The following is a 14,852-nucleotide window of genomic DNA, read 5'->3' as shown; positions in this document are numbered from 1 at the left end:
TTGAGTTGTTTACGGAATAACTAATAGGTGAGTAATGATTATGAAAAAAAATATATCTTTAACCAGTGAAATTTTGATTCTCGTCGGTTTGGGAATTGCTTTTTTGCTAGTAGGCATATTCTTGGGTTCTAGATTACACCCCGTCTGGATAGATGAAGTAGCATTTGCAGAACCAGCAGCTAATCTAGCTTTATACGGCAGTTTTACCTCGGCTTCTTGGTGGCATCAAAATGCTCAAGAGTTCCATGCTGGCGTTTCTTTTCTTTATACAGTTTTGCTGGCCTTATGGATAAAAGTTTTGGGATTTAGTATTGAAAAAGTTAGGCTTTTTAATTATGTGTTAATGCTTCTTAGCATCACTGTAATCTGGTTATTCATCAAGAACTTGCCTTTAATTAAGTTTTCTTGGCTAAGAATCATCCTAGTGGTTAGTTGTCTTTTGCCAGCAGGAATTACCTTTATTTATACATCGGGAAGGTACGACACTTCCGGCATTTTCTTATCAGCACTGGTTTTGGGAGCTTTTTTAATAAAAGATGCTAAAATCCGATGGCTTACTATGACAATTATTGGATTTTTCTTTACCCTTTCTGGATTGTCAGCAGTGGCCTTTGCCATAATTTTTGGCGTTATCCTACTCCTTTTCAACTTTCAGCGATTTTGGCGGGAATTTGTCGCTCTAAGTGGGGGATTTATTTTAGGAATGTTATTTCTTTATGCACTTTACTCAACCAATGGTGTTTGGGATGATTTTGTTGGTATGACTTTGGGTCAGATTGCTGACAATGCCAACCGCAACAGAAGTGTCATTGATATAATATTTTCCAAAGTGAGCAAACTTTTTGACCCGAAAGATTATGTGTGTCGTGGCTGCTTGCATCCGTCTTTTCCCCCGCTGTCAGTACTGCTGCTCATCTTGATATTTTATGAACTATTGACCAAATCTTTCCGGTGGCGTTCTCCTTCCTTTTTTGCTTTGATCAGCGTTATTACCATACCAACTACTATGTGTTTTCTGGGGAAATATCCACTTTATTATAGTTGGATGTCGATGTTTCCCTTGATCATTTGTATTTGCTGGAGTTTTAATAATATTTTAGAAAAAAATACTGGCAAAATTCAGACAACAATTATTACTATAGCTTTTTTGGTTTTATTGTTTTATGCCAACTTACTAGGACTACCTTACCGAGCGCAAATTACCTTACAACAATGGGAAAATAATGACTATGCTAAAGTACAAAACTTTCTTGACAACAAAATCAATCAGGAGGATAACATTTATGCTGATTTTCAGGCATTCTACGCCCTCAAGTCTCGGTTTAAACGAGTTTATTTCCCCCTTTATAATGCTCAGATGACACCAGAGGATAGGGATAATCTTTCATTAATTGTTATTGATCCTAGGGACAGTGCTAGAGCGCCCTGGAATCCCGGATTAGCAGGAATTGTTGGCGACTCACTCCCCCAGTGGTACGATACAGGAGAACAGTTAGATACAGGCACTTATGGGATAAAATTGTACCGAAAAAGATAAACCGGCAGAAATTCAAGGGATATAAACTCTGAAAAACTGCTTGAACAGGCACTTAATTCGCCAATTCTTAAGGAGTTACAAGCAAAAGGATTTAGTCAAGAAGAGCTTTTATCAGTTTCCCATACCTTTGTAGCCATCAAGTAAAACTATTAAGAAAAATACAACGCTAAGTCGAACAAAAGAACTCATGAGTGAACTCGCTCCCCATAACCCATCTCTGAGGGCTGACTATCAAAAGCACCAGGACAATCTGGATGACTCCGTTCTTCAGTTAGACCGTCAAGCCTTTCAACGGTTAGCTAACTTAGGCTACCACCCCAGCATTGTCTTTGACATTGGTGCCTCTGACGGTGTTTGGTCTTTCTACATGAAACAAGTCTTGCCCCAGGCTAACTTTCACCTCTTTGAGCCACTGATTGATCACAGTCCTGACTATCGCCAGTTTATGGAGGAAACCTTAAGAATTTATCCGTCCTTCTCCTTGCACAAGTACGCACTAGGCGATCGCAATTGTCATCTGGCCATGACTGTCTTCGACAATATTTTAGCCAGCAGTTGTCTGGGCGTCACTCCTCCCGATCAAGAGACACGACTCGTCGAGGTTCCCATGCTAAGGTTGGATGAAGCAATGCAACAATTGAATCTACCCCAACCTCAGGTCATTAAAATTGATACTCAAGGTAACGAGTTAAGTATTTTGAAGGGAGCCACCCAGACCCTAGCCAAAGTGGACGTTCTTTTGCTAGAATGTTGGTTGTATCGTGGATATGGGCCAGAAACTCCTCTATTAACGGAAATTGCTAACTGGCTACTTCCCTTCAATTTCCGACTGTGGGATGTTACTGAGCCTTATCGAAACCCAGAAGGGGTTTTGGCTTCTCTAGATTGTGTCTTTGTCCACACGAATGCCAGTTTTTCAAAAAATTGGTACTATTAAAGCCTTCTACTCCCTTGTTTCTGCGGGAACTAATCAGGTTCTGGAGGAGTCCTAGACAACCTAGATGCAAAATCAATTACCAGCTAAGCGATGAACTTTTAATCTTGATTAATGCCAGGTCTAGTAGAACTAAATGAACCAAGATCTTGACAAACCGAACGGTTCTTAGTTAGTCTTAGACTCGATAAACCTGATAACATATCTCTACTCTGATCACCGCCATGATGTGGTTACATAACCTCTGCTATTTGTCATCATGATGTAGTTATCCCCCTCTAAGTAAAACTTTTGGAGTTCAAAGAAAACTATGGCCCTTCTTTCTAGCAGTGCTTTAACCTTCCTCAATATTGCCTATTTTAAGGCTCCAGTCTCCCCCATTAGCTTTAATCAAGCTACCTATAGTTGGGTAGAGGCTGTACAGGGATGGGCGGCAGCCGCTTCTGATCCTGCGACCTTCAACAGCGCGGGAAATGCGAATCCCCCCACCTACGGATATCTCATTTCTCCTAGTACGGGAAATGCTCAACAGTACGTTAAGGAGGTCTATCAGAATCTTTTTGGTTCTGCTCCCTCCACAGAGCATCTCAATTATTGGACAAACTGGCTCACAAACTTCGGCAATCAGACCTATATTGGCAAAGACGGAACCAACTATGGCATTGCCAACTATAAGGCTTTAGTTGTCGCAGTTTATGAATATGCTACCGCAGACGAGCGTACTGCCCTCACTAACCGTCAAGAGGTTTCGCAGTACTTCAGCACCTCCATGCAGAATAATCCTTCGGGAAGCGTGCCTTCATTTAATACGGCCCAGTATAATGCTGGGTGGGCGAGTATTAGCACGGTTGATAAGACCGCCGCTAGCGTAACGGCGGCTAAAGCCAAAGTCGATCAGTACATAGCAACGACGGGTAATGTGGGCAACAGTAAAATCCTCACCGCAGATGTGGACAACCTCACCGCCAATAGCTTCCTCGCTCCGACGGTCAATAATTTCGGTCTGTTTAACGCCACCTTCAACAGTGGTGACAGTCTCACCGGTTCTGGCACCAACCCCACCCTGACAGTTCTCAACACCGGTGGAGCCACCCTCAGTACCGGTCCGGTGCTACCGACGATGAAGGGAATCGAGACCCTCAAAGTGGTGAATACAAGCACAGGCACAGGCGCAGACTTAACGGTGTTAGGTGCTAATGTTGTTGGGGTTAAAAATGTTGACCTATCAGATAGTACAGGAGGACTGCAACTCAGCAACTTCCAGACGGCGGTAGAAAAAGTCTCAGTCAGTCGTACTGGCCTCACTACTGACGTAGACCTTTCTATCACTATTGCGGGTGCCGCTCTGGCGGGTGACAAAGATACGGTGGCTGTCACTCTCGATCAGGTGGGTCGCTATAGCCCCGTCACCGGTGCTGCCATCCGGTTCTTAGACTTAGATCTTAACCCAGTATCCGGTGGCAATGGTTACGAAAAAATTTCCATCGCAAGCAAGGGTCTAGCCAACGCTGTGGCTGGTCTGTCCGCCACTGGCTCGCAGGAAATCACCATCACTGGAGATCAAGACCTCCTCATCGCTGCTGCTCTCCCCAACACCGCCGTCAAGCTGGACGCTTCTGCCCTTACAGGTGATCTGGACGTGACCGCGGGCAACGGCACAGTGAATTTCGTCGGCGGCAAAGGTGATGACACTTTCCGTTTCAATCGCATTACTACTATTACAGCCGGTACCTTCACCGCTACCGATAAAGTGGACGGCGGCGACGGTGCTAACACTTTGGAAGTAGAGGCGGCAGATGCAGAAACCATTACCGCGGCCGATCCCAACATCAAAAATATCCAAAGCCTGACTTTATCTACTGGTGGCACGGCTACCAAGACTCTCCGGGCTGACCTAATCGGTGATGAGATTACCACGGTGAACCTAGCCGCAGGAACTTTCGGTAACTACACGATCCGCTTTGCTGCGGGTGCCAACTCGATTAACGTCTTAGATGATACAGTTGGTACTCTCAACGTAGAAGCCAATGGTGGTGATAACAACGATTCTTTGACCTTCACCATCGACGGCAATGATCCCGGAACTCCTTTACTCATAGAGAAGGCTAACCTTGCTGTCGGCAACCTCAACCTGAATAACACCAACACGCCTAACCGCTCGATCGAGCAACTTAAGCTTGTCGTCAATAACTCTGCTGCTGGTGGTCATACAATTGGCGCAATAACCCTTCCTCAGGCTGCTGGTGTGGTGGAAACCATCACCATCACTGGTAACTCCAGCCTGACAATCGGTGGTGCAGTGAAAGCCGAGAAACTGGATGCTTCCGGCCTGACGGAGGCAACCGCCGGCACCACTGGTTTAACCATGAGCGCACTATTATCGGTATCCGATGTGGGAATTAACCTCACCGGCTCCACTTTCGATGATGTTCTGACTGGTAGTGTTAACAATGACTTCATCAGTGGTGGTGCTGGAAAAGACATAATAAATGGTGATAATGGTGCTGACCAAATCAAACTAGGGGATGGGTTCGACACAGTTATCTTTACCCACGGTAACGCGGGGGGTGCAGGTAACCTGAATAAGCAGGAGTCCTACACCACCGTCACCGATTTCCTCACTGGCGCTACGGCAACCACAACAGACCAGATTCGGGTTTCTGCATTCCTTACTGGTGGTTTAAATTTCGAGCGACTTAACGGTGTTGCTGTAGTTGCCGGTAATGCCGTGGCTACCATTGGTGTGGCTCAAGGTGCTGATGTTGACTATTCAACTCTCACTGCGAATTTCCTGACAATTACTGGTACTGGCAATATCGTTGCCGCTAGCTCCGCCCAAGCGGGCTTTAATGCGGCCATCGCTGGTGGAAAGATCACGGTTGCTGCGGCTGGTATTCATATTCTCACCTCCTACTACGATTCGGCTAATAGCCAGATGGTACTTGGTCAGGTTAATGTTGGTGGCGACAGCAAGATGAATGCTGGAGATGCTTTCACCATCATTTCCCGCTTCACCATGACTGCTGGAGATTACGCTAACTTCGGCAACGCTCAGTTTGGTACGTTTATCTAATCCTCTGCCCCTCGGCTAGAAAAAACCTCCCCTTATTGGGGGGGGTTTTTGGTTTTTTATAGTTCTAGGGTTCTACCTTTGCGTCCTGTGGGTAACGCACAGAAAACGGGTTTCTCCGAGAAACCCGTTTTCTACCTTTGCCCCTACTTTTTCAGCTTTTCTGGGGGAAGTAGTAGGGTTAATTCATGAATTAACCCTACCCTTGATAAGGGTGGTAATAGCTTCAATTTCCCTGCGACTTTTCCGGGGGAAATCGCTTTAAGAGTTGCTGCTTGGAACAATGGAGAAGTAAAGGAGTAAATTCTTCTGGGGACAATTGTAAAATCCGGCTGATAATAGCTTGCAGTGGTGGGTCTAACTCACCAAAACGGACTCGGAGCAGGTTTTCCACTACCAGACGTTCCCCCTCTTGCAGACCCCGTTCTTCTCCTTCGGCCAGTGCCTCTTGATAGACTCTCGTTTGTTTTAAATCACTTAGTTCAAACATAGCTTCAATTTCCTCGCGACTTTTCTGGGGGAAGTAGTAGGTTAATTCATCAATCAACTCTCATAGTAGGGTTAATTCATGAATTAACCCTACCGGCTCTTCTAGGTTCTGTGTGATAAGTTTAATTTACATAGGATCGATCAATCTTTGTGTCCTTTGTGTCTTTGTGGTTCGTTCCCCCCCTCTAGGAGGAATGTATCTTAGAATACATTTTACCCACCAAACCCAAGAGAGCCGAAAGAGAGTTGTTTCACCTCTTGGGAGGTAAATTGATAGTTTGCTGAGACCGGTTGCGGTTGTCCGATTAGGTCAAAGAAACTGTCGGGAAAGCGCAGGAAGATTTGGTAAAAGAGACTGTCAGTTTTCACGAGAAATCTCGCTTCTAGGGTTTATTGGCAGTTGCCGAATTGCTTGGCTAAAAGGTTAATACTCTAGTATTAATAGGCATTGTATAATTTTTTCTCCTTGCTGTCACCCACAAAAATCTAGGGGACATGGCTCTTTTCCTGTATAATCGAGTCTTAATTTTATAACTTGTCATTATATTTGAGGAAAATCTATGAGTTGGACAGAAGGATATGTATCGGAAGTTAACTACACTAGCGGTTTTTACGGCGAGTTAAGTCCCCTAAAATTAGGTTTAGCGACTCTGATTAAATCGATTCAACCCCCCGATTCTAGCCAAGAATTTACCTATTGTGAATTGGCCTGTGGTCAGGGTTTTACCACGAATATTCTAGCGGCTACCTATCCCCATGCCCAATTTTATGCCAATGATTTCAACCCTAGCCATATCGCCACGGCTAGAGATTTAGCGGCCAAGGCGGGAATGAAGAATATTCTTTTCTTTGATGATAGTTTTGAGGAATTTTTAGAGCGAGATTTACCTCAATTTGATTTCATCAGTCTGCACGGAATTTATAGCTGGATTAGTGCCAGAAATCGCCAAGCAATAGTTAATTTTATTCGCCGCAATCTCAAGGTGGGGGGATTAGTTTATATCTCCTATAATGCTCTTCCGGGTTGGTCAGCAGCGATGCCGATGCAGGCTTTAATGTTACGTCATGGTCAACACAGTTCCGAACCAATTTTAACAAGGATTGAACAGGCACTTAATTTTACGGGGGAATTATTAGAAGCTAATGCGAGTTATTTTGCCCAAAATCCAATCTTAAAAAGTCGTTACGAGCGCCTGAAGGAACAAAATCGTTATTATTTAGCTCACGAGTATTTCAATCAGGAATGGAATTCTTTTTACTTTGATGAAGTGGCGAAAGAATTAGAGGATGCTAAACTTAAATATGTGGGTTCCGCTCATATTAATGACCATATTGATGCGGTCAATCTCTCTCAGGCAGCTCAAAAGAAATTAGCACAAATTAGCGACCCAATCTATCGGGAAGTGGTGCGAGATTTCTTTGTTAATAGCCAATTCCGCCGTGATATTTTTAGTCGAGGCTCCTTAAGTTTAACCAACCAAGAACAGCTTAAACAACTACAAGAAACCCGGTTTGCTCTACTTGTTAATCCCGCAAATATCAAGTTCGAGCAGCAGTTTCCCGTGGGAGAAGTTAAGTTACAGGAGGCAGTTTATCAGCCAATTTGTGAAGTTTTGGCGGAATCTCCCCAAACTTTACTGCAACTACAAAATCACCCCAAAACCTCAAATATTAACTTAAATGGTCTTTACCAAGCTCTCGTGATTTTAACTGGTATTGGCTATATTCATCCTGCTGTGGATGAGCAAACTTGCCAACAACGGAAACCATCTACTGATGCTTTTAATAATGCAGTGAAAGCGAAAGCAGTCTATAGTGAGGAATTAAGCTTTTTAGCTTCTCCTTTGATTGGGACTGGAGTAGTGGTCAATCGTTTAGAACAATTATTCCTCTTGGCTAAATCCTCTAACCAAGATGCCGTACAATTTGTTTGGCAAATTTTGGCAAGTCAAGGCAAAAAAGTGGTTAAGGATGGGAAAACTTTGGAAACAGAGGAGGAGAATATTGCTCATCTGAAAACAGTGTACGAGGAGTTTAGTCAAGGACGTTTACTAACATTGCAAAAACTGGGTATTGAATAGATAAGGAAAATCAGGGGCTCTCCCAGGTTTGGTGGGTAAAATGTATTCTAAGATACAGTCTTGCGGCCCAGTGAGTGGAAGGAACCACAGAGACACAAAGGACACAGAGATCGATCACTACTATATAAGTTAAACTTATCACACAAAGAAGAGGAGAGCCAATCAGGCTCCCTATCTTTCTTCACATCCCCGTCCAATGCACGCTTGCGGTGATAATGGCGACACGACGATCACTCTTGGTACGACATCTAGCAAACACAAAATAAGCATCTTGTCAAGGGGTCTGTAAAAATTATTTACCAACTGGCGAAAGAAGGACTGTCCAGTGCTAAAGCGATGATTGCGGCGGTAGTCGTCAAAAATAGGATGTGGAGTCAGCTATTAGCTATTTTGCCCCCTATTATCGCCGATAATAGCAAGTCTGACAATTTATCTCAGCCTCACCTGGCCACGGCAGGCCCCTCGTAGAAGTTGGACAAGGGGCAAAGTTTAATAGGGAATCACTGAATAGGCCGCCAGCTTGTTAGAGTATTGGGAGTAATTTTGAGCGAGCGATGATACTACAGCCTTTCCTTTCTTCCGCTTGGAGTTTTAATCTTCCCCTGTTAGCCTCGGCAGCTACAGCCGAAACTGCCGATAGTGCCTTAGTTTTAGCCTGCGTGCTGCTGAGTTTGACCGTTATTTATTTCGCCTGTAAACTGGGGGGGGAAATATGCGTCCGATTCAACTTGCCCCCCGTGCTAGGAGAATTAGTCGGTGGCGTGATCATCGGGGTTTCTGCGCTAAAATTACTGGTTTTTCCAGAAGGAGGAGCGGGATTCGAGGATTCTCTCCTAATTCACTTCCTACAATCCACGTCATCCCTCACCCCAGAGGAATCTCCCGCCGTTTTTAGTGCTGCCAGTGAGGTAATTTCCGTCCTCTCGGAATTGGGGGTAATTATCCTGCTGTTCGAGATCGGTTTAGAGTCGGACTTGCAGGAATTAATTCGCGTCGGTCCGCAGGCAGCCGTCGTCGCAGTGGTGGGAGTTGCGGTTCCCTTTTTGGTGGGTACTTTGGGTTTAATCTATATCTTTCATCTGGCCACCATTCCCGCTATTTTTGCCGGCGCAGCTTTAACCGCTACCAGTATCGGCATTACCGCCAAGGTTTTAGCAGAAATAGGGCAGTTATCGGCGAAAGAAGGTCAAATTATCATCGGGGCAGCGGTTCTCGATGATATTCTCGGTATTATCGTTCTCGCTGTCGTTGCTTCTTTGGTGAAGACCGGAGAAGTGCAAATTAGCAAAGTAATTTATCTAGTTATTAGTTCTAGCGCTTTTGTGATCGGGGCGATCCTGATCGGTCGTTTTTTAAGCCCCTTTTACGTTCAATTAGTTAATAGCATGAAAACTAGGGGACAATTGCTCTTAGTTTCCCTAATTTTCGCCTTTATTCTTGCCTATATTGCCCAAGTTATCCAATTAGAAGCGATTCTCGGTTCCTTTGCTGCCGGCCTGGTCTTAGGGGAAACGGAAAAGCGATCGGAATTGGCAGAACAAGTGTTCCCGATCGCCGATTTATTTGTACCGATATTTTTCGTCTGTGTGGGGGCAAAAACCGATTTAAGTGTCCTTAATCCCGCTATTCCCACTAATCGAGAAGGATTAGTCTTGGCCGCTTTCTTAATTGTCGTCGCTATTTTGGGTAAAGTGGTGACGGGGTTAGCCGTTTTCAGCAAGGAAAAACTCAATCGCTTGGCGATCGGAGTTGGCATGATTCCCCGGGGTGAAGTGGGTTTAGTCTTTGCCGGAGTCGGGGCCGCTAGTGGCGCTTTATCCCCCGCTGCCGATGCGGCCATTATTATGATGGTGATCTTGACTACCTTTATCGCTCCGCCCCTGTTAAGGTTAGTATTTAAAGAACCTACCGCCAGTCCTCAATCAGTGCTCAGTGATCAGTGATCAGTGAGCAGTTACCAGTGGTAGTGTTAAGTGAGCAGTATTGAATGGCACTAACAGCGCTGTCTTTTCATTGATGACTGATAACTGATAACTGATAACTGATCAGAAACATAGCAGACCATGCCAACGTCCCATAAGCTTGTTTTTATTGATAGTCATTCTCAGAGCATTAACGGAGCTATGGATGGCAAAAAATCGACAAAATCGTCCATTTTTACCGAAAAAAGGTAATTGATAACTGAGCAACGGGAGCATCGATCGTGAGATTTCATTGGTTATTCCTAAGCGCATTAACTTGGTTGCTGGTGGCGGCCCCTGCTTGGGCGGGCAAGCTCGTCTTTTGGCGATTCGACACCAATGAGAATCGTCTGGTGTTCACCACCGACAATCGAGTGCAACCGCGAGCGCAAATGATCACTAACCCCACCAGGATCGTGATCGATCTGCCCGGGATCAAGTTAGGGCAACCTAATATTAACCGGCCCATTGGCAATATCGTCAGAAGTGTCCGTATTGGTCAATTTGATGCGGAAACTACCCGTTTAGTGATTGAATTGGCCCCCGGCTACACCTTTGATCCTCAACAGGTAAAAATTCGCGGAATTTCCCCCACCCAATGGACAGTGGAACTGCCAGAACCCCAACCGATTAGGGAGGAAACGCAACCACCCGTCACCCCTGACCCCACACCTACCCCCGATCGCGGTTCCACCCGTCCCACTCCCCCACCTCCAGTTAGCCAGACGGACAACAACGATGATTTTCAGGTAACTCGCAATGGTCTTTTTGTCCGTTTAGAGCAGAATGGTGATGAGCGATCGATCCGCAGTCAACGCAGCCGGGACGGCAAAAAAATCGAATTTGAATTACCCGGGGCCACTTTACCCGGTAGTCTCACCGGTCAAACTATCCCTGTCAATCGCTATGGGGTCGGCGATATTCAATTCAGTCAGACTGCCAATCAACGGGCCAAGATTTACCTGAGCGTTAATAAGGATAGTCCCGATTGGCAAGCTCTCTATAGTCGTTTTGGTGGTTTGGTTTTACTGCCTAGGGGGGGTCTGGGTTCCGTGGATAATATCTCCTCACCTCCCCCCACTAACGCCACTAATCCCACTCCCCGTCCCAATAATCCCCCCGCGAAAACTGCCAATAATCCCCCTTCTAGCAGTCGTTTGGCCACGATATCCTCGATCGATCTGGCAGGTAATAACGATCGCCTCTTAATTCGCGCGGATTTACCCCTAAAAGCTAACGGCATTGTTAACCGGGATGGTGTCTATGAACTACGCATCGAAAATGCTAAGTTAGCCGAGTCTTTTCGCGGTCCGCGCTTTGGTCGCCATAGTCCTATCTATCAATTGCGGGTACGTCAGGAAAGCGCCAATAAGGTGCTGATTTTGGTACAGACGGCCGCGGGTTTTCAACTGGGACAATTAACTCAAACGGGCAATCAAACCCTAGCCCTAGAATTGCTTTCCTCCCGCAATTCTAGCCCCGTTTCTCAGGTTCCTGACTTCACCACTATCCCTGTCCCTTTACCCCCAGATACGGGGCAATTTAACCCACCTCCGCGCCCCTCTAACCCCACTCCTAATCCCCCCCAACAACGCAATAGCCGCTTTCTGGTGGTGATCGATCCGGGCCACGGTGGTAAGGATCCGGGGGCGATCGGAATTGGTGGCCTTCAGGAAAAAAACGTAATTCTGCCCATTTCCCTAGAAGTTACCCGCATCCTGCAACAACAGGGCATCGATGTGCGTCTAACTAGGGATAGCGATTTTTTTGTCACCCTGCAAGGGCGCACGGATCTGGCTAACCGGATTGATGCCGATCTATTTGTCAGTATCCACGCTAACTCTATGGGGAAAGCACGACCGGATGTCAATGGCCTAGAGGTGTATTACTTCGGTGATCGCCGTTTATCGGACACCATCCATCGCAATATTGTCCGCAGTGTCGATATGCGCGATCGGGGGGTGCGTCGGGCCCGTTTCTATGTGCTGAGAACCTCGAAAATGCCCTCTACCCTCGTGGAAGTGGGTTTCGTTACTGGCGCTGAGGATGCTGCTAAATTAGCCAATGCCAACTTTCAACGACAAATGGCGGCGGCGATCGCTGGGGGGATTATTGAATATATTCAACGAAATCTCCGTTAATGATTAAATGATTGGAGCATTAGTTTACCAATCAAAAAATCCGTGTTTTAATATCATCAAATAAAGCTACTTTAGATCAGCGTTTTCCTCGATATCTATGAGAGAATCACAACTTAGTCCGATTGGTGTGTTTGATAGTGGTGTGGGTGGACTGACCGTTTTAAGGGAGTTGTATCGACAACTGCCCCAAGAATCAATTCTCTATTTCGCTGATACCGCTAGACTTCCTTACGGAACCCGTTCTAAAGGGGAAATTATCGAATTTGTCCGGGAAATTCTCACTTGGATGGGCGAGCGCCGGGTGAAAATGGTGATTATGGCCTGTAATACCAGTTCCGCCTTGGCTTTAGAAGAAGTGCGGGCCGAATTTAAAGATTTACCAATTTTGGGGGTAATTTTACCCGGGGCAAAAACTGCCGTTGAAAAAGGAAAGCGCATTGGTGTGATTTCTACCCCGGCTACGGCTAAAAGTAATGCCTATAAACAAGCGATTCAAGAAATCGATCCTACTGCCCAAGTTTGGCAAATTCCCTGTCCCGAATTTGTACCTTTGATCGAGGCTAACCGCATTTTTGACCCCTACACCAAGCAAGTGGCTAGGGAATATCTTCAGCCTTTACTGGCAGAAAATATTGATACTCTGGTCTATGGTTGTACCCATTATCGCCATCTTTCCCCGGTTTTACGTCGTCTTTTACCTAGTTCTGTGCGCTTGGTAGATCCCGCCGCTTCCGTTGTGCGAGCGGCGGAAAAAGAGCTAGAATTATTAGGTCTAAAAAATCCTGAAACACCCCTACCTACTAACTTCGCAGTTAGCGGTGATCCTAACACTTTTGCTCGTTTATCTCGTCAATGGCTCGGTTTTTCTCCCGGGGTAGAAAAGGTTTATTTACCCGTCCCTGTTTTATAACCGTTAGCCTTTTCACTGAGCAGTAATCAGTGTGCAGTAATCAGTGAAAAGACAGTAGGAAACTGCTATTTACAGCCTTTCTCGTCAAGGTGAAGCACAGACACTAATAGTTGCTAATCAACTATTTCAGCTGCAAGAACGAACCTCATGTATCTGAGAAACGCTGTAATACTGCTGACTTAAAACTCAAATCTGATCAACTGATAACTGATAACTGATAACTGATAACTGATAACTGATTAGGAGTTGATTTTAGCTTTGTTGGCGATCGATAGTAAGAGGTAGATCACCAGTAGATACACCATTGGTAACACTAAGGTCATGGTAGGCATTGTTTGATTAGGGAGGAGAGAAGATAGTTAAAATTAGGTAGGCTCGATCTTTCCCCATTGATCATTGAATGACTAGCGACGAGAAAACCGGCCAAATCTGCAAACAGATCGAGCTTATCCGTCAGTCACTCTACCAAGGGATAGGGATCGAGTTGGACAGGTAATCGTCTTCGACTCCATTCTTCGCACCAGAAACCGACGAGAAAAAATTCCTCATCTTAACAATTTCTAGGTGAGAACTGGGGGTTAATTTCTTGCAACTGCCACTATTAACTTAACATAAGTTGTCAAGGACTGGGAAAAAATTTTTTAATATCATTTTTCAAAAGTAATGGCAGAGATGGTTAATTTCCCTCACCCCCAACCCTTCTCCCCTTCTGGGAGAGGGGAGTAAAATACCTGCCAGGAATAAAGAAAAATGATATAAGAAACCCCACAAAAAGTAATGAGAGGAGGGGAATAGCGAGTGCCGATTCAGACGGATTTAGGTGTTGGGTGTTGGGTTTCCCTTTCCCTGAGAATTGAGAGGTTTTCTTTAACATATTTATTCGCTCAACTCAACCCACGAAATTAGACTTTGATTAAGTATTGACTGATTCTAGATGTCTTAAAATCTGTTCTCTTAAATCATCCAAATAATTCTCTACCACATCCCAAACTGTATTAAGGTCAATTCCCCCTAAATAATCATGTACTAAAATATTCCTAAAACCAGAAATATTACGCCAGTCAACATCGGGAATATTTGCCTTTAATTCCTCCGAAAGCCGTTGAGTTGATTCTGCCAAAGTTTGTCAGCGTCTAATGATAGCATCGCTGATCATTGAATTAGCAAAAAACTCCTGTTTTCCTCCTTGGAAATACTCCTTAATTTTATCAATACAGTCTAAAATGTATTCAAGATAAACTTGATCTTCATTCATAACTTAATTGCCTCCTTTAAGATTCGCTGTTTAATTAGATGATGAAGGCTTTTTTCAGTTACTATATCCACTTTACACCCTAAGAGATCCTCTAAATCAACTAATAATCCACCTGGAAACCAAGGGGATGTTTTAGCTAAATCATAATCAATTAAAAAATCAACATCACTATTTTCGGTTTCCTCACCTCTAGCAACGGAACCAAATACACGCACATTAAAAGCACCATGTTTGGTGGCAATTTTTAGGATATCCTCTCGTTTGTCTTGTATGAGTTGTTTTAGGGTCATAAAATAACATCCATCCCGAAGGTTTTTAATGAACAATTAACAGACTATAGCAAAGAGCGGGATAGTTAGGACATAATAGAGAAAAAGAAATGAGGAGAAGCTTTCATGGCAGCACCCTATAGTGATGATTTAAGACAGAAAGCAGTGAGTGCCGTAGAGCGAGGGGAGAAAAAAAGCCATGTCT

9 protein-coding genes and 2 pseudogenes are annotated in these 14,852 nt (G+C 44.8%); 7 read left to right on the top strand and 4 right to left on the bottom strand.

What is annotated here, in order from left to right; genetic code table 11:
- Positions 1 to 40 precede the first annotated feature (40 nt).
- The 3 genes from IM473_RS16145 (at position 41) to IM473_RS16135 (ending at position 5,544) form a co-directional block, all read left to right on the top strand.
- Positions 41 to 1,537, top strand: a complete 1,497-nt coding sequence (locus tag IM473_RS16145) for a glycosyltransferase family protein (protein WP_287657553.1) — start codon at positions 41 to 43, stop codon at positions 1,535 to 1,537.
- Positions 1,538 to 1,724: 187 nt separating this feature from the next.
- Positions 1,725 to 2,474 (top strand): FkbM family methyltransferase, encoded by a 750-nt coding sequence (locus IM473_RS16140; protein ID WP_287657551.1) that lies wholly within the window; start codon positions 1,725 to 1,727, stop codon positions 2,472 to 2,474.
- Between the two features lie 307 nt (positions 2,475 to 2,781).
- The gene (locus tag IM473_RS16135) at positions 2,782 to 5,544 is read left to right on the top strand and encodes a beta strand repeat-containing protein (RefSeq protein ID WP_287657549.1); all 2,763 of its coding nucleotides are present in this window, start codon (positions 2,782 to 2,784) and stop codon (positions 5,542 to 5,544) included.
- A gap of 223 nt (positions 5,545 to 5,767) precedes the next feature.
- On the opposite strand, the gene IM473_RS16130 is transcribed toward IM473_RS16135, so the two are convergent.
- Positions 5,768 to 6,031: a hypothetical protein gene (locus IM473_RS16130; RefSeq protein WP_287657547.1), complete on the bottom strand. Its 264-nt coding sequence runs from the start codon at positions 6,029 to 6,031 to the stop codon at positions 5,768 to 5,770.
- 236 nt (positions 6,032 to 6,267) lie between these two features.
- Positions 6,268 to 6,399: pseudogene (locus IM473_RS16125) on the bottom strand (DUF2887 domain-containing protein); the annotation flags it as partial.
- 191 nt (positions 6,400 to 6,590) lie between these two features.
- On the opposite strand from IM473_RS16125, the gene IM473_RS16120 reads away from it, so the two are divergent.
- The 4 genes from IM473_RS16120 (at position 6,591) to murI (ending at position 13,123) form a co-directional block, all read left to right on the top strand.
- Positions 6,591 to 8,111, top strand: a complete 1,521-nt coding sequence (locus tag IM473_RS16120) for a methyltransferase regulatory domain-containing protein (RefSeq protein WP_287657545.1) — start codon at positions 6,591 to 6,593, stop codon at positions 8,109 to 8,111.
- A gap of 554 nt (positions 8,112 to 8,665) precedes the next feature.
- Complete coding sequence (locus IM473_RS16115) at positions 8,666 to 10,054, top strand: cation:proton antiporter (RefSeq protein ID WP_287657543.1); 1,389 nt, start codon at positions 8,666 to 8,668, stop codon at positions 10,052 to 10,054.
- Between the two features lie 260 nt (positions 10,055 to 10,314).
- Complete coding sequence (locus IM473_RS16110) at positions 10,315 to 12,213, top strand: N-acetylmuramoyl-L-alanine amidase (RefSeq protein WP_287657542.1); 1,899 nt, start codon at positions 10,315 to 10,317, stop codon at positions 12,211 to 12,213.
- A 97-nt stretch (positions 12,214 to 12,310) separates the two neighbouring features.
- A complete protein-coding gene (murI, locus tag IM473_RS16105) occupies positions 12,311 to 13,123 on the top strand; it encodes a glutamate racemase (protein WP_287657540.1) in 813 nt (270 codons plus the stop codon).
- Between the two features lie 913 nt (positions 13,124 to 14,036).
- On the opposite strand, the pseudogene IM473_RS16100 reads toward murI, so the two are convergent.
- Positions 14,037 to 14,378, bottom strand: a pseudogene (locus tag IM473_RS16100) (HepT-like ribonuclease domain-containing protein).
- Positions 14,375 to 14,668: a nucleotidyltransferase family protein gene (locus tag IM473_RS16095; protein ID WP_287657539.1), complete on the bottom strand. Its 294-nt coding sequence runs from the start codon at positions 14,666 to 14,668 to the stop codon at positions 14,375 to 14,377. Before IM473_RS16095 ends, IM473_RS16100 begins: the two are co-directional and overlap by 4 nt.
- Positions 14,669 to 14,852: the final 184 nt, after the last annotated feature.

This window comes from Microcystis sp. M015S2 (genome assembly GCF_020245945.1).
Lineage (GTDB): Bacteria > Cyanobacteriota > Cyanobacteriia > Cyanobacteriales > Microcystaceae > Microcystis.
The sequence above is the reverse complement of the archived record's forward strand: the minus strand, read 5'-3'. Positions and strand labels throughout refer to the sequence as shown.